Origin of the sequence: Streptomyces sp. ISL-98 (genome assembly GCF_018614055.1) — a bacterium.
GTDB classification, from domain to species: Bacteria; Actinomycetota; Actinomycetes; order Streptomycetales; family Streptomycetaceae; genus Streptomyces; species Streptomyces spiramyceticus.
The window spans coordinates 136874-161429 of the sequence record NZ_JAGGPB010000034.1; the positions used below are offsets into that span (position 1 = coordinate 136874).

Consider the following 24556-nt stretch of genomic DNA (forward strand, 5'->3'; position numbering starts at 1 on the left):
GCGGGGTCACCAGGTGACGGGCAGCTCGTGCACGCCGTACACCGCCATGTCCTCCTTGAAGCGGAGCTCTTCGTCGGGCACGGCCGTACGGAGCGTGGGGATCCGGCGGGCGATGCCCGCGTACACCTCCTGGAGCTCCACCCGGGCGAGGGACTGCCCCAGGCACTGGTGCGGCCCGTAGCCGAAGGCCAGGTGGCCGTGAGCCCGTTCGGCAGGGACGAACTCCTCACCGGAGGCGAACCGTCCAGGGTCGCGGTTGGCCACGTTGATGGCAGCGACGACGCCTTCCCCGGCGCGCACCTGATGGCCGTTGACGTCCACGTCCTCGACAGCGATACGACGAATGCCGCGCTGCACGATGGTCAGGTGGCGCAGCATCTCCTCGACCGTGTTGGCGAGCAGCTCAGGATTGTCATTCCTGCCGAGCATCGCGAAGTGGCCGGGGTGGCGCAGCAGGGTGAGCACACCCAGCGAGATCATGTTCGCCGTGGTGTCGTGCCCGGCGGTCAGCAGCAGCAGCGCCATGGCACCGAGGCGTTCCTGGTCCATGGCACCGGTGCGCAGATGCCTCACCGCCATCCGGCTGATGAAGTCCTCCCGCGGGTCCTTCGCACGGACGGCGACCAGCGACACCAGGTAGTCCTGCAGCTCCTGGCGGGCGGCCGCGGCAGTCTGCGTCGTACCGCCGATCGCGTTCATGGTGTGGGTGAGGGAGCGGAAGAACTCCCGGTCCTCGAACGGCACTCCCAGGAACTCGCAGATCACCGAGAAAGCGACGGGGAGGGCCAGGCCGGCGACCAGATCCGCCGGGGCGGGCCCGTGGAGCATCCGGTCGAGGCAGTCGTCCACCACCGCACGCACGGCGGGCCGCCAGGACTCAGCGCGCTTCACGGTGAACTCGCTGAGGACCAGTCGCCGGTAGTGGTCGTGCTCCGGATTGTCCATGATGAGCAGCGTCGGAGTGACCGCTGTCTCCGCGAGCGCGACCGCACTGGACAGCGGGTAGCCGGGACGGCTCTTGTCCGCGCTGAACCGGGGGTCGCTGAGCACGATGCGGGCGTCGTCGAACCGGGTGAAGAGCCAGGGCCGTACCCCGTTCCAGATCGTCACCCGGGGGACGGTCCCTTCGGTACGCACCCTGGTGACCTCTTCGGGCGGTGCGTACGGGCATTGGCGCGCCATCGGGTAGCGCAGAGCTCCAGAGGTCGTCGTCCGGGAGGGCCCGGCACCGGAACTCGTGGAAGGCACAGTGGTCATCGGCTCGTCTCTCCGGTTCTTGTACTGAGCGTGGCGCGCGCATCCTCAAGGAAGTCCCACCACCGGCTGACGAGTGCGTAGTCGAGGTCCGGCGGGGTGATGCCGTGCGCCCGCAGCGCGGCGAGGGTGGTGCGGTTGTCGTGGCGGGCGCCGCCCCGGTGCGGGGCGGCGTGCAGTTCCCTGAGGTGTTCCAGGTAGGCGAGGGCGGGCAGTTCGGTCCCGGCCTCGGCGGCCGCGCCGAGCCGCTGGATCCACTCGGCGAGATCCACCCGGTCCGTACGGCCGTCCGCGCGCCGGTCGTACGGGTCCATGAACGCGCCGAGGTCCAGCTCCCGAGGGTGGTGCAGGTGGTGGACGGTGCCGGGCGCACCGTCGGCGAGGGCCAGCGTCACCAGGGCCCGAGCCATGACATCCACGGGCAGCACGTCGAAAGTCAGCCGCGAGTCGGCCGGGTAACACCCCAGTGCGGCGGACGTGACGAGCATCCGGGTGAGCATGTCGTCCAGGCTCAGGGCGCCGTTGCCGGTGGAGCCACCCGCCCGGCCGAGCCGGTAGACGCGGGCGTGCGCGCCCCGGGCCACGGCCTGCGCGACGAGCTGCTCGGCGGCCCACTTGGTGGCGACGTAGCCCCGGCCGCGCGCGTGCCGTTCGCCGTCGAGCGGTGTCGCCTCGGTGATCACCCTCGGCGGTCCTTCGGCCCGGAACACCCCGAGCGTGGAAATGTGGTGGAACCGGGCGGGCCGGCCCACCGCCGCGATCCTCAGCAGCTCCTCGGTGCCCCGGACGTTGGCGGCGGCGAGGTGCTGGAAGCCGGAGAGATGGTGCACCTGGGCACCGACGTGGAAGACGGTGGCGGCCTCCCGCGCCGCCCGCTCCCACTGCGTACCGGCAAGCCCCAGGCCGGGCAGGGCCAGGTCGCCGGGGACGGGCACGATGCGCGCATCGTGCGGGTCGAACCCCAGTCGGTAGCGGGTGGCGGTGGCCTCGATGCGCCGACGCGCGGCGCCGGGCGAGTCCGCCCGTACCAGACAGAGCACCTGGTCGTCCGTACGCTCCAGCAGTTCCTGGAGTACGTACGCCCCGACGAACCCGGTGACTCCGGTCAGCAGCACCGGACCGCCGCCCGGGGCCGGCGGTCCGGTCGAGCCGCTGCATCCGGTGAAGACGATGCCCGGATCGAGCACGGCGTCGGCCGGTCCCACCGTGGCCGAGGCCCCGGCACCCCTGCCTGCGAGCCGCCCGGCCGTGGCACGGACGGTCGGTGCCGCCAGGAAGTCGCGGACCGGGATGCGTGTGCCGCACTGCCGCTCGATGAGGCCGAGCAGCCGGATGAGCCGCAGAGAGTGCCCGCCGAGCGCGAAGAAGTCGTCGTCGAGCGACCCGACCGGGGTGCCGAGCACTTCTTGCCACAGGGTGAGCATCCGGAGTTCACCCGGGCCGGCCCCGGCCGCGGGGTCCCGGCCGTCGGGGGCTGCCGGGTGGCGGGCGGTCAGCCGGGCGGCGAGCGCTGTGCGGTCGGCCTTGCCGTGGGTGCTGGTCGGGATGGTCCCGACAGGGACGACGAGCCGGGGAACCATGTGGCCGGGCAGCAGCCGGGCGAGGTGCTCGCGCGCCTGCCGCTCGTCCGCCGGACCGACGTAGAACGCCGCGAGTTCGGCGTCCGGGCCGGATCCCTCGATGACCGCCACGGCTTCCCGCACACCGGGATGCGTCGCCAACGCGGCCTCGATCTCGCCGAGTTCGATACGGAAGCCGCGCAGCTTGATCTGTCCGTCCAGCCGGCCCAGGAAGTCGATGTTCCCGTCGGGCAGCCATCGCACCCGGTCGCCGGTGCGGTACAGCCGCTCGTCGGGTCCGACCACCGGAGCAGTGGTGAAGACCTTCTCGGTCTGCTCGGGGTTGTTCCAGTACCCGTGGCCGACGCCGGCGCCACCGAGGTAGAGCTCGCCGGGAACGCCGGTGGCGGCGAACCGTCCGTGCCGGTCGATCACATGGGCACGCGTACCGGGCAGCGGGCGGCCCACCGGCACCCGGGACCTGTCGTCGTCGTCCGCCGATACCCGGTAGGTGGTCGCGAGAATGGCGGCCTCGGTCGGCCCGTATCCGTTGATCACCACCCGGTCGCGGGCGAAGTGACGGGTGTCGTGTACGTCGGCGGGCTCGCCGGCCACCATCAGCACCCGCACACCCGCGAGGTCCGGACGGCCGAGGGCACGCAGCAGGGACGGGACCGTCACCATGACGGTCACTCCCCGCTCCCGCAGGACGCGGGTGAGGGCCGGGCCGTCACCCCGTGTGGCGTCGTCGCAGTAGACCAGGGTGCCGCCGGACACCAGCGGCATGAACTGCTCGTACACCGCTACGTCGAAGCCGGGCGAGGTGAGCTGCAGCCACACGTCCGTGGCGGCGAAAGGGTGTCGTGCCAGGTTTCCGTACAGGGTGTTGACGACCGAGCGGTGCCCGATCACCACACCGCGCGGGCGGCCGGTGCTGCCGGAGGTGTAGATGATGTACGCCGGTGCGGCAGGCGTGGCTCCGGCAGTGGGGGGCATGGTGGCGGCCTCGTCGGCCGGTGCCGTCAGCCGCTCGATGTCGAGGACGGCGATGGCCCCCGGCATCTCCAGGAAGGTCTCCCGGAACAGGGCGTCGGAGATCTCCTTGGCGGAGACGAGCACCCGCGCCTGTACGTCCTCGACGGTGTACCGCAGCCGCTCGGCGGGGTACGACGGGTCGAGCGGGACGTACGCCGCGCCGGACTTGAGCACGCCGAGGATCGCCACGATCAGGCGGGGCGAGCGGTCCAGGCAGATCGCCACCCGGTCGCCCGCGCGGATGCCGTGCGCGGCGAGCCGGGCCGCGACACCGTCGCTGAGCCGGTCGAGTTCACGGTAGGTGAGGGTGAGGTCGTCGCCGACGACAGCCGGCTTTTCGGGCAGGGCGGCGGCCTGCCGGGCGAACAGCTCGTGCAGCGTGGCGTCGGTGCCGGCCGGCGTCCGCTCCGGCTCCGGTACGGAGCACAGGCGTTGCCGCTCTCCCGGCGCGAACAGTTCCAGCTCGCGCAGTGTGGTGTCCTCGCCGCCCGCGAGCCGGTCCAGCACGGCGATCAGCTGGCTCCCGAGCTGCCGGACGGTGTCCTCGCGGTAGAGGTCGGTGCTGAACTCCAGCTCGATGTCGATCGCGTCGCCCGTCTCCTGGAAGGCGAAGAACAGCTCGAACTTGGCCGTGTCCCCAGCCGCCGTCCGCCAGGACTCGACGTCCGCCGCACCCAGGGTCAGCGGCCGGGGCTGACGCTGCTGGTAGTTGACGACGGCCTGGAAGGGGATCGAACCCCGGGCGGCGCCCGTGACGCCCAGGTCCCGGCAGACCGTCTGGAAGGGGACGTCCTGGTGCCGGTACGCCGCTACGCAGGCTTCCCGCACCTGCTTCAGCAGAGTCGCCACGCGGGTGTCGCCGCAAGCGCTGACCCGTATGGGAAGCATGTTGACGAAGTAGCCGATGAGCCGCTCGGTGCCGGCCCGGCCGCGTCCCGTGACGAGGCTGCCGAGACAGAGATCGTCCTGCTCGGCGTAACCGGACAGGACGGTGTAGACCCCGGCCAGGCAGAACATGAACCGGCTGACGCCGTGCCCGCGGGCCGCCCCGGCCAGCCGCGCGGTCTGTTCGGGGCCGATTCTGAGGCGGACCCGGTCTCCGGCGCCGCTGAGGACTCCCGGACGCGGGGCGTCCGTCACCAGGTCGAGCGCGGCGGCGCCGCCGTCCAGGGCCTGCGCCCAGAACTCCCGTGCGGTGGCGGCCCGCCGCGGGCCGCTGTCCAGCGAGTCCAGCACATGGTCGGCGAACGAGAATTCCAGTGCCGGGAGTGCGGCCGTGTCCGGCTCGGCGGACCGCAGCAACGCCTCGTAGAGTGCGGAGAGTTCACCGAAGAACAGGTCCAGTGACCAGTCGTCCGCGATCACATGGTGGATGTCGAAGTGGAGAACGGTCCGTACGGGATCCAGCGTGAGCACCAGGGTACGGACGAGCGGCGTCGCCGGGTCTGCGGGGTCCGCCGCGGCGGATTCCCCGATCAGCTCCCGGGCGCGGGTCTCCCGGCCGGCCACCGGCGTGGATCCGAGGTCGAGGTGGCGCAGTGCGGCGCCCGGGTCGGCGGACGAGGACTGCCACCAGCCGCCGTCCGTGTCGTGCTCGACGACCGTGCGCAGCGCGCGCTGGCGGTCCGCGAGCCGGGTCAGGGCGGTGCGCAGGGCGGACACGTCGAGCGGACCCCGGACGAGAAAGGTACGGGAGATGTTGTAACGGCCGCCGGGAGCCGCCTGCTGCTCGAACCAGATGCCTTCCTGCCCCGGCAGGAGAGGCACCCGCTCGCGGGGCGTGCGGGGCGCCGCGGGGCGTGCGGGATCTGCGGCATCGACCCGGGCGGCGAGCTCCCGGACGGTGGCCGCTTCGAAGAGTTCGGCAACGGAGAGTGCGACACCCGTAGCCCGCTCCAGACGGGCCAGGACGACCATGGCCGAGAGCGAGTCGCCGCCCGCGGCGAGGAAGCCGGTGTCCGGGTCGGCGGGTCCGCCGAGGACATCGCGCCAGATGGCCGCGACCGTACGTACGCTCTCGGCACCGGAGCCGGCCATGCCCCCCGCTTCGGGGTGTACGGCCTGGGCGGTCCGGGCCAGCAGTCCGCGGTCGGTCTTGCCGTTCGCCGTCACCGGAAGCGCGGGCAGCACTGTCACAGCGGCCGGGACCATGTGGTCCGGGAGCAACTCGCCCAGGTGACCGGTCAGTTCGCTCTGCGAGACGTCGCGCCCGGCCGCCGGGCTGACGAATGCCGCGAGTCTTCTGAGCCACGCGTCACCCTGGACGACGACCGCCGCCTCGCCCACCGCCGGGTGGGCGAGCAGTACCCGCTCGACCTCGCCCGGTTCGACCCGGTGCCCGCGAATCTTGACCTGGTCGTCAAGACGGCCGAGGAACGCGAGGTTGCCGTCGGGGAGCAGCCGCACCCGGTCCCCGGTCAGATAGGCCCTGAGCTCCGGCCTGCCCGGCTCGGGTATGAACCGCTCGGCCGTCAGCTCCGGCCGGCCGAGATAGCCCCGGGCCACCCCGGCGCCGCCTACGCACAGCTCCCCCTCGTCGCCCGGCGCCACCGGGCGTCGGTCGGGGCCGAGCACATGCGCCGACGCGCCCGCGACCGGCCTGCCGATCGGTACGTCCGGCCAGCTCTCGTCGTACTCCGCCAGAACCTGCCAGCAGGCGTAGACGGTCGTCTCGGTCGGTCCGTAGCCGTTGACCACCCGGCAGCCGGGCAGCTCCCGCAGCGCCTTGCGCACCGCGTTGGCGTACGCCCGGTCACCGCCCGATATGAGCAGTCGCAGCCCGCGCAGCTCGGGCGTGATGTGCTCCACCGCCAGCCGGAAGAGCGGGGCTGCCAGTCTCAGCACGCTCACGCCGTGCCGGGTGACGGCGCGGCCGATGTCGTGGACGGTCGGGTCCGGCTGTTCGGGCAGGACGAGCGTCGCGCCGTTCAGCAGGGCGCCCCACATCTCGAAGACCGACGGATCGGCGTGCAGCGGGGCCAGCTGCAGAAGGACGTCGTCGGGTCCGAGCCCGGCCGTCTCGCTGCGCACCAGGCCGAGCACGGAACGCTGTTCCACCAGCACGCCCTTGGGCCGGCCGGTGCTGCCCGAGGTGTAGATGACATAGCCGAGCACGTCCGGGCTCTGCGGTACCGGGGCGAAGGGGGCAGGATCTTCGGGCGGCGACTCGTCGATGGGCAGGATCTCGACGTGCTCGGGCAGCAGGGCACGCAGCCGCGGTACGTCCTGCCGCGCCGCGAATACTGTGCGGGTTCCGCTGTCCTCGATGAGCATCCGCAGCCGCCCCTCGGGCGAGCGCGGATCCAGCGGCAGGCAGGCGCCCCCGGCGAGGACCACTCCGAGGAGCGTGGCGATCGTTCCCGGCGAGCGCGCAGCACAGATCCCGACGAGTTCTTCTGGTTCAAGGGTGCCCGCGAGCCGTCCGGCGAGCGCCCCGGCCCAGCCGGCCAGCCGGCCGTAACTGAGCCTCAGGTCACCGGCGATGAGCGCGGTGTGCTCGGGGCGGCCGGTCACGACCTCGTGGAAGACGCTGCCCAGAGTGTTGGCAGGAGTTGCGTTCATGTGGAGCGTCACCCGCGGGGAGCGTTCAGGGCCTCTACGACGCTCGCGGTGTCGTAGAGATCGAGGTAGCGCGTGATCAGGCCGTCGTGGACGGTGAAGACATTCATCCACTGCGCCTCGTACCGGGCGTCGTTGGCCAGGATCCGGGTCCTGCTGACGCCGAGTACCACCACCCTGTCGCCCGCGTCGAGATAGTCGTACGCGTCGCACTCCTGGACCTCGATCAGGCCCCGGACGACAGTGAAGAACTCCCGGAACCCGGTGACCCCACGGTATGTTCCGGCCCAGGGCAGGGACTTGGGACCGTGGTAGATCCACTCGAAGTCCTCGGAGAGCAACGACTCGATGTCTTCGAGCCGCCCCTCCTCGAACAGCTGGAAGAATCGGCGTACCACGTCGACGTTCGGCTGGCTCATGAATGGCTCCCCATGGTGCTGACGGACTGGTGTACGGCTCTGCGGCCCCGCCGCAGGAAGCGGCGCAGCCGCTCTTCCGCGTGGAATCGGGCCACCTGAGCGAGCAGCCGGTACGGGCTGGTGCGCGAGAGCTCCTGGGCACTCCGCATCACCTGACGGATCTCCTCCTCAGTCGCGGTCAGCGGCAGCAGGAAGATGTCGTAGACGACGAATGCCCTGGCCCTGGTGATCCACCAGAGCATCATCGAGAAGGTCATCAACTCCCCCTCGGGCTGCATGAACCGGAGCAGCAGAGGGGGCAGACGCACCTCGAAGCGGCCGAGCAACCCCTCCGCGAACCGCCGCCCGACGCTCGGAGAGCGCCCCTGCATGGCGGCGATTCCGGTACGCACCACATCGGACAGCGCGGCGACGCGCCGGTTGAGCTGGAGCGCGTCGGCCTGGGCAATAGCCTGCAGTGCGAAGTGCGCGCCGAGCCGGCTGGCGTGATGGCCGCGCAGTTCGCTCACCAGCCGGGGATGGGCCTTGGCCGCCGCCTCGTGCACGGCGTCGGAGACCAGAGCCGCGCCGGTGGGGAAACAACCGTAACTGAGCGCCTTGGAGAGGCTCATCAGGTCGATCTCGGGCAGCCGGTCCTGGTGGGCGAAGCGCTTTCCGCACCGGTAGAAGGAGGTCAGCACCTCGTCGACGCCGACCAGATAGCCCCGGTCCGTCCGGCCCCGCGCGACGACGTCGAGCAGCGCGTCGGGGATCGGGGCGTACGAGTCCGAACTGCCGTGGACCAGTTCGATCCAGACGAGGCCGACCTGGCCCGAGTCGAGTTCCGCGTGGAACTCGTCGGCCGCGCTCTCCGAGAACGGGTCGATATAGACGATGTCTTCGTACAGCGGCCCGAACGGCGCACGGGTCCCGGCCGCGGCGGTGGCGAGCAGCGAAACCAGCGTCTTTCCGCCGTAATTGTGCTTGAAGACGACGATGCGCCGGTGCTCGGGGCGGGCGAGCCGGGCCAGGATCAGCGCGTTCTCCACCGCCGAGGCGCCGCTGACCGCGGGAAAGGCGTGCGGCAGCCCGGTTTCCTTGGCCAGGACCTGCTCCAGCTCAGCCACGTAGTCGCGGTCCGGGTCGTGCACCCGTACGACGTCGGTGAGCGCGTCGGCCGGATTGTGGCCGTTGATGCCGAGGCCCGCTCCGCACAGCCCGTCGACCAGGTCCAGACGGCGGCCCGAGTCCAGCTGGACGGTCAGCCGGGAGCCCTTGGCGCGTACGACGTGCAGGGCGCCGCGCAGCTTGCGGTGCATCCGTACCGTCATCGGGTTCACATGGCGCGCGTAGAGGTCGAGGGTGCGCTGCCAGTCGCGTGCGGTCGTGGCGAGTACGCGGTGCACGTGCGCCTGGTCGTCCCAGCGGCGCAGCAGCGACGCCTTGACGGCGCGCATCGCGACGGTGTTGCCGCCGTAGGTGTTGGAGTGCAGGAAGGCGGTCGAGGGGGTGCTCCACGGGGCGAACATGTCGCGGGTGCCGATGAACGCGCCGAACGGGACCTCGTAGCCAGTGAGCGATTCGCCGACGACAACGAGATCGGGTCGCGCGGCCGCGACCGCCGGGGACCGGCGCTGCGTCGGGTCGGCGTCGGTGAGGTCGAGGGCGACCCGTGCGCCGTGGGTGCGGGCGAGCTTCGCGAGTGCGGCCAGCTCCGCGGTGTCCAGACACTCCGGGTCGCGGACGACCAGAGCGCAGTACGTCCCCGCGGTCATGTCGGCGCGCAGTGCGTCGAGGGTGGGGTGGCTGGGGAGGCCGGGTACCAGGGCGAGCTCAGGTCCCTCGCCGAGCGGATCGGCGCGCCGGCCGAGGGTGCCGTCCGGGTCGAGGACGAGGACGCGGCCGCCGTGGCTGCCGGCCGTGGCGAGGGCGCGGTGGCGCAGCAGTTTGACGGCGCCGTGCAACGCCTCGAAACGGGAGTTCGCGAAGAAGCTGCGGTACGCCGTTCCGGGCGCCGCGTCGCCGAGTTCACGTACCCATTCGCTGAGGAGGAAGCCCGTATGGGCGGAGTCCGTGGTGACGAACCAGGACGGCATCGCGAAGATCGGGCGTTCCTGCTCGATGAGGTCCGACAGGATGTGAAGAGTCTCTTGCCCGGCCGGCCGGAAATACGCCACGGTGCCGCGGTCGAGATCGAGGTTCGTGGACAAGGGGCCACCTATGCCGGCTCGGGTGAATGCTGGGGTGTTTCCGTGATGCGCGGAGCGGGGTGGCGGGGTGCGTCCGTCTGCCGGGTGCGTGCCCCGCCACCGTGTCCACACGTTCAGTGCGTCTCTTGCAACTCACAGCGCTGTGCGTCGCTCAGCGCCTCTGTGAACTTTCGTCGGCTCTCTGCCAGCTGACTGGCCAGCAGTTCGCCGATGTGCTCGGAGTCCCGGAAATCCGATTCGATGGACCACGTGCTCCACCATGTGCCGCCCGGCTCGCCGGCCTGGACGGGCTCCCGGAACACCGCTGTGAATTCCAGCCACACCGTGGTGTCCGGGCCGAGACTCAGCCGGATGGTGAAGTCTGCCTCCGCGACGGACACCTTGATGAGGTCCTGGATGAACGAAGCAGAGACAATCCCCGGAATGGACTTGCTGATCAACGGATGGGCGAAGCGCATCGCCAATCCCTCGGTGCGGATGGCACGTTTCCTGCGTCCGTCGGCCCTGGGGCCGGCGTGGACTTCCGTACTCGCCACGGTAGTCATGCCGATCGCCCGCTGTTTCGGTTCGCCTCACGTACGATCGCGCGGTAGAAGGCGGGGTAGCTCCGCTCGACGAACTTCGCACATGCGGTCACCTCGCCGTGCCGTTCCCTGAGCCGATTGATCGCTACCGTCATCACCGCGTGGTGTTCTACGTGGAGATTGTTGCCGTTCGTGTACCAGGTGCTGAACCAGGAGCCCTTTATCGACCGCGTGTTCCGCAGGACATCAGTGGTGTCACTGTCGCAGAGGATGTGCTCGGGAAGCTCCAGGAGGAAATGCATGGGAATGGCCACCAGCAGCGGCAGAACCCAGAGCTGCAGTACAAGCCCGCCGTAACCGGCACAGGTTGCCGCCACCGCTCCCGCGATCGGCAGAATCATCATCCGATATTCGGTGATAATTTCACGCCGGCGACGGTCGGCGATCTGGCCGGCATCGTACTTCCAGGTACCACGCCAGCTCCGCAGAATTTCCCTCGCCACGATGAGAAAGCGATCGTAGGAAAACGTTCCGCGTGCCAGAACGCCCCAGGTGAGCGGCTTTCGCGTGTCGAACCCGAAGAACTCCGAGTCCTGAGGTGTTCCGAGAGATGCGTGATGTTGCAGGTGACGCACTCGGTAATGGCTGTAGGAGACCATCATCGGGATGCCCAGCGGGATCCCGACAATCCGGTGCGGCTTCGCGGAGGTGAACGCTGTATGGTGCAGGCACTGGTGCTGAAGCTCCACCATGTGTGCATAAAGGGCGCCGAGGATGAAAATGCCGATCAGGTGGCTTACCCACCCGCCCTGAAGCTGCAGTAGCACGCCCACCGCGCCGATCGCCCCAGCGACCACGAGCTTGCCGATGAAAACGGTCTGATCGCGTTTGGCGACCCTGGATCTTTGAAAGAGCAGTCCGCCGCGCCTGGTGTCCGTTGTTGTCGTCACGATTACCCCACCCGTCCGAAGTCGTATGCCGTCCTCTAGCGCAGGCCCCGCATGGCGTCCCAAATGCGCTGGTAATATCCGTTGGCGACCCGGACTCGGGTCAGAATGCCGAGGCTGATTTCCCGGAGAAGTTCCGGCGAACGGTCCACGAGCGGCACGAAGACCCCTTCGAACCACTCCGCACCGTGATCGGCGTCAACATGCACGTGGATTCGCTGGTAGTCGATGACGTCTTCCGGAACCCCGAGCCTGTTGCACCCGTCGACCATTGACTGGAAGCGGGGCGAGGCGCTCTGCTCCAGCACACCCATCGCCCCCAGGGCGCGCGGGTTCAGGTGCCGGTGGATGCCGTACATCAAGAGCATGGACGCGTTCTCGTAAGCCTCCGGAAAGTGCAGGCTTGAGTGGTCGACGCCGGACTTTTCGAGATGAGCACGCATGTATTTGGCCGAGTGTTCGAACATGCGGGTATGCACATGCTCGATGTCTCCCTCGCCCATCTCGTCCCAGTAGTTCTCAGCGATCGTGAGTTTTGTGTGACCCTGAGTTCCGATCTGGACCATGGCCATGAGGTCGTCGAATTTACTGTCCACCAGCTCTTCACCCATGAAGAAAAGTGCAATTTCATCGAGGGTGGCCTCTTCTGCCAGGTACTGGCAGAACTCCGGCTGGGTGTGCTGTGCGGCGGTGTTGAGGAACCACTCGCGGAACTCGTGGCCCGTTTTGGGCAGCGTCCGCTCGTCCACCTGCGCGTCTTCCCACCGGAGCCACGCAGTTTCGATGGCGCTGATCTCGGTGTCTGCATTCAGGCGAGGAATGCTGTCGAATTCTTCGGGTCCTGCCATGTACGCCACGTAGTGGGCGTGCAGTTGTTTGAACAGCCGGAGCCGAGCCGCCCTGTCGGGAGAGCCGTTCAGCGGGAATGCAAGGTCCAGCTCGCGCTGAAACTGCGAAGTTGAATTCGCCGAAACCTCTATCAGCGAAGCGGTCATGGTTGCCATCCTTCTGTTTTGGTGTGTGCTTTGCTCAACAGGCGTGCCGGCCTTCAGCTGCCCCAGGTCAGGTCGTTCGTGGTCATGACCGGGGTCGTGTCTATCGGCGCTTCGGCCTGGATGTGCGACGCACCGGCGACCTTTGCGTGGGTCGGAGCGAAGAGCAGCAGACCTGCACAGGCGAGAGAGAGAACGAGAGCGCTGCGGACGGCAGACAAAGGAACCACTCCTATTGAGAATTACCGAGGATCGCCGGATACGCTCTGGACTGCTGTCCCCCGACCGGTGCCCGATCGTTTTCCGTTCCGACGAGCACAACTCTGCCGACCGTGCGTTGCGGCGGAAAGGGTTCCGCTATGGACAAAATATGCAGTGGCATATTGCGTCCAGCGGGGGCGTCGGCAGCGGTTATTCACACGGCTGAGCGGGAGCCGCGTAGCGGATCCCGCTATTCCGCTCCTTCGCCGCCGAGCAGCAGTTCGTAGTGGATGGGAGGCACGGCGACCTGGCAGGTGACGAGTCGGAACCCCTGCAATTCACTGGCCGTCTCCAGGGCTCGCGTGCAGACCGCATGCGCGGAACGCTCCGCCTCCGCCAGGGAGGCGCTCAGCAGGAACAGACCGAGGACGGGTCCCGAAGCGGCCAGTGGATGCGCTGTGACGTGCTCCACGCGCTCCTCGGGGAGGGCGCACTGCATCACGGCTTCCGCGGCACTCTCGGGGGGCAAGTCGCCGCTTTCCGCTACGAGTCGGGCATGAATGAGATACACGTATCCATAGTCATCGCGCGGCAATCAGTAGCAAAGGTGACCGGTATGGACACTTTATGCCGTTGCAGAAAGCGTCCTCCGCAGCACGGGCCCCCTGCTCCCGGCTGACGTCATACTGTCGGCGAATGCCGGGCGGGAGAGGCCGGGAGCCGAACGGGCGAACCGGCCCGGAACGCTACGAGGAGGCCCGGATGCCCCTTTGGGGTATCCGGGCCGGCGCAATTCCGTGCGGTATCAGCAATCTGCGCCCTCTTGATCGATTTATCACCGTAGACTGAGGCGTCAACCTTCCCCCAGAATGATCTCGTCATTTGTCAACTGCATACTGGTGGGGGCGATACGTGCTGGAGACCCTGGGTGTCAGTCCTTTGTCGGAGCAGATCTACCGATCGATGCTGGCGTATCCCGACGAGGGCGTGAGTGCACTGGCGCTGCGTCACGGGATTGGGGAGTCAGAGGCTCGCCAGTCACTGAACCAGCTCAGCGCACTGGCTCTCATCCGCCCTTCGGAGAGCGACGGTAGCGGTTTCCACCCGGTCTCCCCGGAGTTAGCCATGGAGTCACTCCTTGCCCGCCAGCAGGCGCGGCTGGCGGCCGAGCAGTCGAAGGTGGAGGCGTCGCGGGCAGCCGCCGCGCAACTCATCGCCGAGTACTCAGTCCTTCGACCGTCGGGATCGCACACAGACCAGCTGGTCGGGGTTGATGCGATCCGTGAGCGCCTGGCGCAGCTCGGGAAGGCCGCCGAGTCGGAGGTGATGACGTTCGCGCCGGGCGGCGCGCACTCCCCATCGGATCTGGCAGCGAGCCGTGGTCCCAATACGACGCTGCTCGACCGCGGCGTCCGCATGCGGACGATCTACCTGGACAGCGTCCGCAACGACCAGCCGACCGTGGAACACGTCACATGGCTGCACTCCAGGGGAGGTGAGGTGCGCACCACGGCGAGCCTGCCCACCCGACTCATCATTGTCGATCGCAAGCAAGCCCTCCTGCCCACCCAGTTGGTGGACGCCCGCAATGGCGCAGTGCTTGTGAGGAGCGAGGGGACCATTGCGGCGCTGTGTGCGCTTTTCGAGTCCATGTGGTCGGCCGCAACCCCGTTCGGCACCAAGCCGAAGCTCGACCCCCGAGGGCTGCCCGGTCAGGAGGCCGAGGTTCTCCGGTTGCTCGCCAAGGGGCTGACCGACGAGGCCATCGCGAAAAAGCTGGGGGTCTCGCCCAGGACCGCCCGGCGCATCGCCGCCGAACTCATGGAGCGACTCGCTGCGCGCAGCCGTTTCGAGGCCGGGGTCCATGCCGTCCAGGACGGATGGCTGCCCCCCACACGCTGACGAGGGCGTGACGTGTGGCGACAATTCCTGGCGGCGGGGGGTTGTGGCGCGGGGACAGATGATTCCGGCACGGTAGAAACGTAATCCCCCGGCAGCGCGTCTCCCGCCGGCGCGCCCCGGACGCCATGCTGGAGTCCCTTGCGGGAAGGAGCCCCCGCCGCGCTTCGAGTCGCGGTCATCGGTTCAGGCCCCAGCGGCGTCTACCCAGGCATTGGTGCAGCAGGACGCGGTGCCCGACGTGCCGCGCGCGGGCGCCCGAGGCACCGTCGCCATCGACGCAATCCTTCACGCAGCCTCGGCCGGGACGGCGTCGGGCCCGGACAGCGGCCCGCAGGAGCCCGGCTCGGGCGCAAAGTCCCAGAGAGTCCCACAGGTGCCGCCGCACCCCTCCTGACCCGTGTTCTTGCTGGTCAGGGTGTGGCGGCACCCGTCAATCAAATGTCGCGGAAGATCTCGATCTGCGCGCCCACCGAGTTGAGGCGTTCCGCCAGGTCCTCGTAACCCCGGTTGATCACATAGACGTTGCGCAGTACGGACGTACCCTCAGCCGCCATCATCGCCAGCAGCACGACCACCGCGGGCCGCAGCGCCGGCGGGCACATCATTTCGGCGGCCCTCCAGCGCGTCGGGCCCTCCACCAGGACCCGGTGCGGGTCGAGGAGCTGGAGGCGGCCGCCGAGGCGGTTGAGGTCCGTCAGGTAGATCGCACGGTTGTCGTACACCCAGTCGTGGATCAGGGTCTGGCCCTGGGCGACCGCCGCGATGGCCGCGAAGAACGGCACGTTGTCGATGTTCAGCCCGGGGAACGGCATCGGGTGGATCTTGTCGATCGGCGCCTCCAGCTTCGACGGCCGCACGGTGAGATCCACCAGGCGCGTATGGCCGTTGTCCGCCGCGTACTCGGAGGTGCGGTCGTGGTCGAGGCCCATCTCCTCCAGTACCGCGAGCTCGATCTCCAGGAACTCGATCGGCACCCGACGGATCGTCAGCTCGGAGCCCGTCACGACGGCCGCGGCCAGCAGGCTCATCGCCTCGACCGGGTCCTCGGAGGGCGAGTAGTCGACGTCCACGTCGATGTTCGGCACGCCGTGCACGGTCAGGGTGGTCGTCCCGACGCCGTCGACCCGTACGCCCAGCGCCTCCAGGAAGAAGCACAGGTCCTGGACCATGTAGTTGGACGAGGCGTTACGGATCACGCTCACGCCGTCGTGCCGCGCCGCCGCGAGCAGCGCGTTCTCGGTCACCGTGTCGCCGCGCTCGGTCAGCACGATCGGACGGGCGGGCCCGGTCGCCGGCTCCACCACCGCGTGGTAAATCCCCTCCGTCGCCGTGATGTCCAGGCCGAAGCGGCGCAGCGCGATCATGTGCGGCTCGACGGTCCGGGTGCCGAGGTCGCAACCGCCCGCGTAGGGGAGCCTGAAGTGGTCCATCCGGTGCAACAGCGGGCCGAGGAACATGATGATGCTCCGCGTCCTGCGCGCCGCCTCCGCGTCCATCGAGTCCATGTCGAGACGGGCGGGCGGGACGATCTCCAGGTCCTTGCCGTCGTTGATCCAGCGGACGCGTACGCCGATGGAACTCAGCACCTCCAGAAGGCGGTAGACCTCCTCGATGCGCGCCACCCGCCGCAGGACGGTGCGGCCCTTGTTGAGGAGCGAGGCGCACAGCAGCGCCACGCACGCGTTCTTGCTCGTCTTTACGTCGATCGAGCCGGAGAGGCGTCGCCCGCCGACCACTCGCAGATGCATCGGTCCCGCGTACCCGAGAGAGACGATTTCACTGTCGAGAGCCTCGCCGATGCGCGCGATCATCTCAAGGCTGATGTTCTGATTGCCGCGCTCGATGCGGTTCACGGCACTCTGGCTGGTACCGAGTGCATCGGCTAGCTGTGTCTGTGTCCAGCCCCGATGCTGACGGGCGTCACGGATGAGCTTGCCGATGCGTACGAGATAGTCCTCTGCCATGGCGGCAGGCTATCTCACATATGAGATGTGGGATTCCTGGGGCGCGCCGGTCAGCTGACGGTGTGAAATATTCCGGTTGAAGCGGAAAAGGTTGGAAGGGTCGAGACGCGACTTGCTGTACGCGTGCGGGAACGGCGGGTCCTTGCGGATCGACTCGCCCTCGCTGTACGGAAGTTCCCGGACGTCGTCGATGAGCCTGAGCCCGATCGTGCGCAGCGGTGACACCCCAGGCGCTCACCCTCGGCCGCATCGCCATTGAAGGCAATCCGCACATACGCGATGAAACGCCCACGGAGCTACTCGGGAAGCTGCGGCATGTCCGGATACACCTGCCGTCAGGTTTTCCGGGCGTACAAGACCTGAGGTTCGCCCCACTCGACGAAGTGGTCTGCGAGAGTCATGCCGACGGACTCCAGCAGTCGCCGCGAACGCGCATTGGCCTCCTGGGTGACCGCGACGACCTCCGGCCGCGCGGGCGTGACCTCGTCCAGCGCCCAGGAGATCGCGGCAGTGACGGCCTCGCGGCCGTATCCGCGGCCCCAGTGCTCGGGCAGCAACTGGTACGACACCTCTGCCCGGCCCGCCCTGCGCGAGTCCGACTCGACCAGCACCGAGCCGATCACGACTGGTTCGGTACGCAGAAGCACACTGAAAGCCCCCACCGCGCCCACGCAACCCCGCTCACGCGCGGGCAATTCCTCTGCGGCGACTGGCCCGCCGAGGTAACGGCGTACCTCGGGGTCCGTCCAGAGCTCCGACATCACGGCAACATCGGCGCGCTCGATCGGGCGCAGCAGAAGCCGGTCGGTGTGAAGAGAAGCGGGCCAGAAGGCTGGCTGAGGTAAAGGCGGCACGTGGTCGATCGTGTCAGACCGCCGATCGCCGGTCCCGCACGGCGACTTCCGACGGCTGCCCCCGCTGCCTGATCCGAAAGTTCCACCCCGCCCGGAGTAAAGCGTCGATTCGATGGGAGCGGTCAGGCGTGGTCCGGGCATGACCGAGTCGAGGCCATGTACTAGTGTTATCTCGACATCGAGATATCTGCCGAAGGCGTACCGCAGCCGCCGACCGCTAAGGGTGACCTAAGTAAGTCTCACCTTAGCGGATGGCCAGGGGGCCGTGGCGGCAGGATGCGGTAGAAACGCGCACATTGAAGAAGGAGACTGTCGTGTCGGCGAACAGCTTCGACGCCCGCAGCACGCTGCGCGTGGGCGACGAGTCGTACGAGATCTTCAAGCTGGACAAGGTCGAGGGCTCCGCGCGCCTCCCTTACAGCCTGAAGGTGCTGCTGGAGAACCTGCTCCGCACCGAGGACGGCGCGAACATCACCGCCGACCACATCCGGGCGATCGGCGGCTGGGACTCCCAGGCCCAGCCCAGCCAGGAGATTCAGTTCACGCCCGCCCGCGTGATCATGCAGGACTTCACCGGCGTGCCCTGCGTCGTGGACCTCGCCACCATGCGCGAGGCCGTCAAGGAGCTCGGCGGCGACCCGGCGAAGATCAACCCGCTGGCCCCGGCCGAGCTGGTCATCGATCACTCCGTCATCGCCGACAAGTTCGGTACGGCCAACGCCTTCCAGCAGAACGTGGAGCTGGAGTACGGCCGCAACAAGGAGCGCTACCAGTTCCTGCGCTGGGGCCAGACCGCCTTCGACGAGTTCAAGGTCGTCCCCCCGGGCACCGGCATCGTCCACCAGGTCAACATCGAGCACCTGGCGCGGACCGTCATGGTCCGCAACGGCCAGGCGTACCCCGACACCCTCGTCGGCACCGACTCGCACACCACCATGGTCAACGGCCTCGGCGTGCTCGGCTGGGGCGTCGGCGGCATCGAGGCAGAGGCCGCGATGCTCGGCCAGCCGGTCTCCATGCTCATCCCGCGCGTCGTCGGCTTCAAGCTGACCGGCGAGCTGCCGGCCGGCACCACCGCCACCGACCTCGTGCTGACCATCACCGAGATGCTCCGCAAGCACGGCGTCGTCGGCAAGTTCGTCGAGTTCTACGGTGAGGGTGTCGCCGCCACCTCCCTCGCGAACCGCGCCACCATCGGCAACATGTCGCCGGAGTTCGGCTCCACCGCCGCGATCTTCCCGATCGACGACGAGACCCTGAAGTACCTGCGCCTGACCGGCCGCGACGCGCAGCAGGTCGCGCTCGTCGAGGCGTACGCCAAGGAGCAGGGCCTCTGGCTCGACCCGGCCGCCGAGCCCGACTTCTCCGAGAAGCTCGAACTGGACCTGTCGACCGTCGTCCCGTCGATCGCCGGCCCGAAGCGTCCGCAGGACCGTATCGTGCTCGCCAACGCCGCCGAGCAGTTCAGGGCGGACGTCGTCAACTACGTCGACGCCGCCCCGCAGCAGGAGCAGCCGACTGCCGCCTCACCGGTCGACGAGGCCAGCGACGAGTCGTTCCCGGCCAGCGATGCCCCCGCCTACGGCCACGAGGAGAACGGCGCGGGCGCCCCGCAGCACTCGGCCGTGGTGCCGGGCGCCGGGCCGTCCAACCCGGTCACCGTGACCGCCGCCGACGGCACCACCTACGAGATCGACCACGGCGCCGTGACGGTCGCCGCGATCACCTCCTGCACCAACACCTCGAACCCGTACGTCATGGTCGCCGCCGCGCTCGTGGCCAAGAAGGCGGTCGAGAAGGGCCTGACCCGCAAGCCGTGGGTCAAGACCACCCTCGCCCCCGGCTCGAAGGTCGTCACCGACTACTTCGACAAGGCAGGTCTCACCCCCTACCTCGACAAGGTCGGCTTCAACCTCGTCGGCTACGGCTGCACCACCTGCATCGGCAACTCGGGCCCGCTGCCCGAGGAGGTCTCGAAGGCCGTCAACGACCACGACCTGGCCGTTACGTCGGTGCTCTCGGGCAACCGCAACTTTGAGGGGCGCATCAACCCCGACGTCAAGATGAACTACCTGGCCTCCCCGCCGCTGGTCGTCGCGTACGCCATCGCGGGCTCCATGAAGGTGGACATCACCAAGGACGCGCTCGGCATCGACACCGAGGGCAAGCCGGTCTACCTCGCGGACATCTGGCCCACCGAGGCCGAGGTCAACGACGTCGTGGCGAACTCCATCGGCGAGGACATGTTCAACAAGTCCTACGCCGACGTCTTCGCGGGCGACGCGCAGTGGCAGGCGCTGCCGATCCCGACCGGCAACACCTTCGAGTGGGACAGTGAGTCGACGTACGTCCGCAAGCCCCCGTACTTCGAGGGCATGACGATGGAGACGACCCCGGTCGTGGACATCACCGGTGCGCGCGTGCTCGCCAAGCTGGGCGACTCGGTCACGACCGACCACATCTCCCCGGCCGGTGCGATCAAGGCCGACACCCCGGCGGGCAAGTACCTGACCGAGCACGGTGTCGAGCGTCGTGATTTCAACTCCTACGGCTCGCGCCGTGGCAACCACGAGGTCATGATCCGCGGCACCTTCGCCAACATCCGCCTGCGCAACCAGATCGCGCCGGGCACCGAGGGCGGCTTCACCCGCGACTTCACCGTCGAGGGCGGCCCCGTGTCGTACATCTACGACGCCTCGCAGAACTACCAGGCCGCCGGCACCCCGCTGGTCATCCTGGCGGGCAAGGAGTACGGCTCGGGTTCGTCCCGCGACTGGGCGGCCAAGGGCACCGCGCTGCTCGGCGTCAAGGCCGTCATCGCCGAGTCGTACGAGCGCATCCACCGCTCGAACCTCATCGGCATGGGTGTCCTGCCGCTCCAGTACCCGGAGGGTGCCTCGGCCGAGGCCCTGGGTCTGACCGGCGAGGAGACCTTCGAGATCACCGGCGTCACCGGCCTGAACGACGGCGGCATCCCGGAGACCCTGAAGGTCAAGGCCGTCAAGACCTCGGGGGAGACGGTCGAGTTCGACGCGAAGCTGCGCATCGACACCCCCGGCGAGGCGGACTACTACCGCAACGGCGGCATCCTGCAGTACGTGCTGCGGTCGCTGATCCGCAAGTAGGCGTCACCGCTTGAGCCCCGAAGGGCCGCATCCCCGCGCAGGGGATGCGGCCCTTCGGGCGTTTTGCCCACGTCAGGACAGCAGCTCCACCTCCGCCAGCGACGCCCCGCGGCCGCTCACCAGCCGGTAGCGCTTGTACGTACCCGGGTCGTCCACCGTGAACGCGCGGGTCTGCCGGTCCCAGGCGAAGGACTCGCCCGAGCGCTTGTCGACGTCGGTCCACTTCTCGCCGTCGTCGGATCCCTGGAGCACCCAGCCCGTGGGGGCCTTCGTGCGGTCCGACGAGGTGAGGGTGTACTGGACGGCTCGCGCCGGTGACTTCAGCGGCAGGTCGACGGACTCGGACTGCCCCTGCGTGGCGGACGAATTGTCGAAGAGCGCGCCTGATCCGCTGATCACGTCGGACGGCGGCGTCGGCACCTTGTCGTCCTGGGTGATCGAGACGGGCGCGGCCTTCTTGCCCGTACCCCAGGCGGACGGCTTCGCGCCCATGTCGAACTCCAGCGTGCCGCCGCGCGCGAGCAGGTCGTGCGGGAGGGCGGTGGACTTCCATGACTTGCCGTTGACCCTCAGGCCCTGGACGTAGATGTTCTTCGCGCTGTTCCTGGGGGCCTTGACCACCAAGTCCCGGCCGTTCTCCAGGTGCACGGTCGCCTTCGTGAAGAGCGGCGATCCGACGGCGTACTCACCACTGCCCATGACCAGCGGGTAGAAGCCGAGCGCCGAGAAGAGGTACCAGGCGGACTGCTCGCCGTTGTCCTCGTCACCGTGGTAGCCCTGGCCGATCTCGCTGCCGGTGTAGAGGCGGGAGAGGACCTCGCGGACCTTCTCCTGCGTCTTCCAGGGCTGGGATGCGGCGTTGTACATGTACGTCGCGTGGTGGGCGACCTGGTTGCTGTGGCCGTACATGCCCATCCGTACGTCACGCGCCTCCGTCATCTCGTGGATGACGCTGCCGTACGAGCCGGTGAACTCGGGGCTCGCCGTCTCGGGGGTCGAGAAGTAGCGGTCGAGCTTGTCGCCGAGGCCGGAGCGGCCGCCGTAGAGGTTGGCGAGGCCGCGGGAGTCCTGGGGGGCGGTGAAGGCGTAGCCCCAGCCGTTGGTCTCGGTGTAGTCGTAACCCCAGATGCGCGGGTCGAACTTGTCGCTCGGCACCCGCCAGTCGCCCTTGAGGTCACGGCCCTGGAAGAAGTCCGCCTTGTCGTCGAAGAGCTTGACGTAGTTGCGGGCGCGGCCCAGGAAGTACGCCGACTCTTCCTTGTAGCGGGCCTTCTTCGTCTTCGCGTAGAGGGCCTGGCCCATCTTCGCGAGGCCGTAGTCGTTGAGGTAGCCCTCCAGGGACCAGGAGAGGCCTTCGTGCGTCTCGGTGGACGCGTAACCGAGGAAGGGGGAGGTCTCCATGCCCTTGCGGCCGACGCCCGACGAGGGCGGTACGACCGTGGCGTTCTTCAGCGCAGCTTCGTACGCCGTCGTGGCGTCGAAGTCGACACCCTTGACGTACGCGTCGGCGAAGGCCACGTCGGACGAGGTGCCGGTCATCAGGTCGGCGTAACCGGGGGAGGACCAGCGGGAGATCCAGCCGCCGTCCTTGTACTGCTGGACGAAGCCGTCGACGAGCTTGCCGGCCTTCTTGGGGGTGAGGAAGGAGTAGGCGGGCCACGTCGTCCGGTAGGTGTCCCAGAAGCCGTTGTTGACGTACACCTCGCCGTCGACGATCTTCGCGCCGGTGTGGGTGGGGGTGTCGGGGCCGGTCTGCGGGGAGAAGGGGCTGGCGTACTGGTTCTTCGAACCGACCTTCTCGAAGCCGGAGTTGGGGTAGAGGTACAGCCGGTAGAGGCTGGAGTAGAGGGTCGTCAGCTGGTCGCGCGTCGCGCCTTCGACCTCGACGCGGCCGAGGATGTCGTCCCAGGCGTCCTGCGCGCGGTCCTTGATGCGGCCGAAGCCGGCGGAGCCGGGGATCTCGTCGGCGAGATTCCGCTTCGCCTGGTCGACGCTGATGAGCGAGGTGGCCAGGCGCAGGGTGACGGTGCGGTCCGCGCCGGCGTCGAAGCGGAGATGGCCGGTGACGCCTTCGGAGGCCGACGAGGTGACGGGCGCGTCGAAGACTCCGTACACGAAGAGCCGCGTCGCGCCCGTGGAGAGTCCGCTCTTGACGTCCGAGAACCCGGTGAAGGAGCGGGTGGCGGGGTCGAGGGTCAGTCCGCCCTCCTTGGTGACGTTGTCGAAGATGACGCTCGCGTCGTCGCCCGGATAGGTGAACCGCATCATCGCCGCGTGGTCGGTCGGGGTCATCTCGGCCTTGAGGCCGTTCTCGAAGGCGACGCCGTAGTAGTGCGGCTTCGCTGTTTCGTTGCTGTGCTTGAAGGGCAGGGCCCGGGCGGTTCTGGAGGTGTCCGGTGTGCCGGCCGCCGCCGACGGCATCAGCTGGAAGGTCTGCCGGTCACCCATCCAGGGGCTCGGCTCGTGGCTGGCGCTGAACGACTGGAGGGTCGGCAGGTTGTCGGCGTTGTTGGCGCGCGCGTAGTCGTACAGCCAGCTCTTCGACGCGGCGTTCGTCACCGGCGTCCAGAAGTTGAAGCCGTGCGGGACGGCGGTGGCCGGGAAGGTGTTGCCGCGCGAGAACGAACCGCTGGAGTTGGTGCCGCGGACCGTCGATGCGTAGTCCGAAAGACGGTCGAGACGCTTCTCGGGGGCCTTGGGCGCCATCGTCACATCGTCGATCCAGCCCTGGAACTTCGCCGGGCCCTTGGGGGAGTCGTACGCCACCAGGATCCGGTCGACCGTCCTGCCCGCCGCCACCGCGCCGATCCGGGACGCGACCTGGTTCCACTGGTTGACGTAGAGCCGCTTGGCGGCGCCCTGGCCCTGCGGGCTGAGGACCCCGCCGTGCGCGTCGACGGCCTTGAGGTCACTCAGATAGGTGCCGTCGGTGAAGGCGAGGTCCACCGACACGTTCGTGGCCGGATAGTTCAGGTCGGTTTCCGGCAGTGAAGGGAAGACCCGGTAGGAGAGCTCGGTGTCGCGAGTGATCGCCGTATCTACGTCGAAGACCTTGTTGTACGAGTACGCCCGGCCGTCCGCCTTGTGCGTACCGGCGTAACGCAGCGCCTTCTTTCCGGTGAATCCCGCGTTCGCCTTGGCGGTCGGCGAGCCGCCGGGACCGCGGTCCACGTGGCTGCGCATGTCCTCGGGGACGGGCACGCTGGTGTCACCGTTCGAGAACTGAACGTCGGCCAGCTGGGTGATATTTGCCGCGCCGTTGTTCTTGGTGATCTCCAGGCGATAGTGCGCGTACGCCGTGTCGTTCTGGAAGTCGTACGTCTTCGTCTCGAAGCGCTTCTGGAAGCTCTGGCCCTCGCGGGAGTCCAGGGTCTTCCACTCCTTGCCGTCGGCGGAGGCCTTGAGCGTCCAGTCCTTCGGGTCGCGCTCCGGGGCGTCATTTGCCGAAGTCAGGGCATATGTCACGACCTTGACTGGTTCATCCGTGTCGAACTCGACCCAGGCCGTGGGCTCGAAGGCCAGCCACTTGGTGCCCGGCTGGGTGTCGACGAGATTCTCCTTGATCTCGCCGCCCGCGACATTCTCCGCACTCGCGCGCACGTCCGTGACGTGGTCGGTGACATTGCCCGGTATCCCGGAAGTGAAGCCACCGTCGACGCCGGATGCCCGCTTGGAGCCGTCCGGTCCGGTTTCCACAGTATTACGCCATTCCGGCTGAGGTTCGTCCGCCTCGAAGGAGGAGCTGAACGCGCGCTCGGGCGGTGCGGGTTCGGTGGGCTGGGCGACGGCCGCGGAAGGGGCCGTGACGACGAGCAGAAGAGCGGCCGCCGCGATGGCGGCCGCTGTGCGGCCTTGTCCGTGCCGAGGTCTGTGCTGCATCCCGGACATGTGGCTCCCCTTGGACAACGTTGTCATGAGCGGTTCACGGGGTCCAGTAGGAAGCCAAGTCACCGATGGTGTCAAGGGTGTTGTACGCGGCAGGGGAGACGAAGGGGGCGCGCCGGTTTTGCGCGGCCGCACAGGCGGCTACGTG

At 68.5% G+C, this 24556-nt stretch carries 15 protein-coding genes; 2 read left to right on the top strand and 13 right to left on the bottom strand.

The genetic code is table 11. The annotated features are described in order from the left end of the window. Positions 1–6: 6 nt before the first annotated feature. The 9 genes from J7I98_RS22780 to J7I98_RS22820 form a co-directional block, all read right to left on the bottom strand. Positions 7–1257 (bottom strand): cytochrome P450, encoded by a 1251-nt coding sequence (locus J7I98_RS22780; RefSeq protein ID WP_214924004.1) that lies wholly within the window; start codon positions 1255–1257, stop codon positions 7–9. After that, complete coding sequence (locus tag J7I98_RS22785) at positions 1254–7409, bottom strand: non-ribosomal peptide synthetase (RefSeq protein WP_214924006.1); 6156 nt, start codon at positions 7407–7409, stop codon at positions 1254–1256. Before J7I98_RS22785 ends, J7I98_RS22780 begins: the two co-directional genes overlap by 4 nt. An 8-nt stretch (positions 7410–7417) precedes the next feature. Further along, positions 7418–7825 (bottom strand): nuclear transport factor 2 family protein, encoded by a 408-nt coding sequence (locus J7I98_RS22790; protein WP_214924009.1) that lies wholly within the window; start codon positions 7823–7825, stop codon positions 7418–7420. Continuing rightward, a complete protein-coding gene (locus J7I98_RS22795) occupies positions 7822–10014 on the bottom strand; it encodes an aminotransferase class III-fold pyridoxal phosphate-dependent enzyme (RefSeq protein WP_214924012.1) in 2193 nt (730 codons plus the stop codon). Before J7I98_RS22795 ends, J7I98_RS22790 begins: the two co-directional genes overlap by 4 nt. 113 nt (positions 10015–10127) lie before the next feature. Then, a complete protein-coding gene (locus J7I98_RS22800) occupies positions 10128–10472 on the bottom strand; it encodes a hypothetical protein (RefSeq protein WP_214924038.1) in 345 nt (114 codons plus the stop codon). An 83-nt stretch (positions 10473–10555) separates the two neighbouring features. After that, positions 10556–11488 carry a fatty acid desaturase gene (locus J7I98_RS22805; protein WP_214924049.1) on the bottom strand — a complete coding sequence of 311 codons (933 nt, stop codon included), beginning with the start codon at positions 11486–11488 and terminating at the stop codon, positions 10556–10558. A 35-nt stretch (positions 11489–11523) separates the two neighbouring features. Further along, positions 11524–12480, bottom strand: coding sequence for an iron-containing redox enzyme family protein (locus J7I98_RS22810; protein WP_251021026.1), 957 nt, complete (start codon positions 12478–12480; stop codon positions 11524–11526). Positions 12481–12533: 53 nt separating this feature from the next. Then, positions 12534–12698 carry a hypothetical protein gene (locus J7I98_RS22815; protein WP_214924055.1) on the bottom strand — a complete coding sequence of 55 codons (165 nt, stop codon included), beginning with the start codon at positions 12696–12698 and terminating at the stop codon, positions 12534–12536. A gap of 230 nt (positions 12699–12928) precedes the next feature. After that, the gene (locus J7I98_RS22820; RefSeq protein WP_251021027.1) at positions 12929–13207 is read right to left on the bottom strand and encodes a hypothetical protein; all 279 of its coding nucleotides are present in this window, start codon (positions 13205–13207) and stop codon (positions 12929–12931) included. 383 nt (positions 13208–13590) lie between these two features. Here J7I98_RS22820 and J7I98_RS22825 point away from each other — a divergent pair, with 383 nt between their 5' ends. Continuing rightward, positions 13591–14580 (top strand): helix-turn-helix transcriptional regulator, encoded by a 990-nt coding sequence (locus J7I98_RS22825; RefSeq protein WP_214924060.1) that lies wholly within the window; start codon positions 13591–13593, stop codon positions 14578–14580. A 434-nt stretch (positions 14581–15014) separates the two neighbouring features. Here the strand turns inward: J7I98_RS22825 and J7I98_RS22830 are convergent, their stop codons facing one another. From J7I98_RS22830 to J7I98_RS22840, 3 genes are all read right to left on the bottom strand, one after another. Continuing rightward, the gene (locus J7I98_RS22830) at positions 15015–16544 is read right to left on the bottom strand and encodes a UDP-N-acetylglucosamine 1-carboxyvinyltransferase (RefSeq protein WP_214924074.1); all 1530 of its coding nucleotides are present in this window, start codon (positions 16542–16544) and stop codon (positions 15015–15017) included. A gap of 9 nt (positions 16545–16553) precedes the next feature. After that, the gene (locus J7I98_RS42605; protein ID WP_214924077.1) at positions 16554–16769 is read right to left on the bottom strand and encodes a hypothetical protein; all 216 of its coding nucleotides are present in this window, start codon (positions 16767–16769) and stop codon (positions 16554–16556) included. Positions 16770–16879: 110 nt separating this feature from the next. Then, positions 16880–17398, bottom strand: a complete 519-nt coding sequence (locus tag J7I98_RS22840) for a GNAT family N-acetyltransferase (protein ID WP_308377896.1) — start codon at positions 17396–17398, stop codon at positions 16880–16882. A gap of 314 nt (positions 17399–17712) precedes the next feature. On the opposite strand from J7I98_RS22840, the gene J7I98_RS22845 reads away from it, so the two are divergent. Continuing rightward, positions 17713–20523 carry an aconitate hydratase gene (locus tag J7I98_RS22845; RefSeq protein ID WP_214924083.1) on the top strand — a complete coding sequence of 937 codons (2811 nt, stop codon included), beginning with the start codon at positions 17713–17715 and terminating at the stop codon, positions 20521–20523. A 72-nt stretch (positions 20524–20595) separates the two neighbouring features. Here J7I98_RS22845 and J7I98_RS22850 read toward each other — a convergent pair whose 3' ends face one another. Then, on the bottom strand, positions 20596–24402 hold the full coding sequence (locus J7I98_RS22850) for a GH92 family glycosyl hydrolase (protein ID WP_214925145.1): 3807 nt from the start codon (positions 24400–24402) through the stop codon (positions 20596–20598). Between the last annotated feature and the right edge of the window lie 154 nt (positions 24403–24556).

What these genes read in the sequence shown, in the direction of transcription:
- J7I98_RS22780 (WP_214924004.1), bottom strand. Translation starts at nt 1,257, where the DNA reads ATGACCACTGTGCCTTCCACGAGTTCCGGTGCCGGGCCCTCCCGGACG.
- J7I98_RS22785 (WP_214924006.1), bottom strand. Translation starts at nt 7,409, where the DNA reads ATGAACGCAACTCCTGCCAACACTCTGGGCAGCGTCTTCCACGAGGTC.
- J7I98_RS22790 (WP_214924009.1), bottom strand. Translation starts at nt 7,825, where the DNA reads ATGAGCCAGCCGAACGTCGACGTGGTACGCCGATTCTTCCAGCTGTTC.
- J7I98_RS22800 (WP_214924038.1), bottom strand. Translation starts at nt 10,472, where the DNA reads ATGCGCTTCGCCCATCCGTTGATCAGCAAGTCCATTCCGGGGATTGTC.
- J7I98_RS22810 (WP_251021026.1), bottom strand. Translation starts at nt 12,480, where the DNA reads ATGACCGCTTCGCTGATAGAGGTTTCGGCGAATTCAACTTCGCAGTTT.
- J7I98_RS22830 (WP_214924074.1), bottom strand. Translation starts at nt 16,544, where the DNA reads ATGGCAGAGGACTATCTCGTACGCATCGGCAAGCTCATCCGTGACGCC.
- J7I98_RS22850 (WP_214925145.1), bottom strand. Translation starts at nt 24,402, where the DNA reads ATGCAGCACAGACCTCGGCACGGACAAGGCCGCACAGCGGCCGCCATC.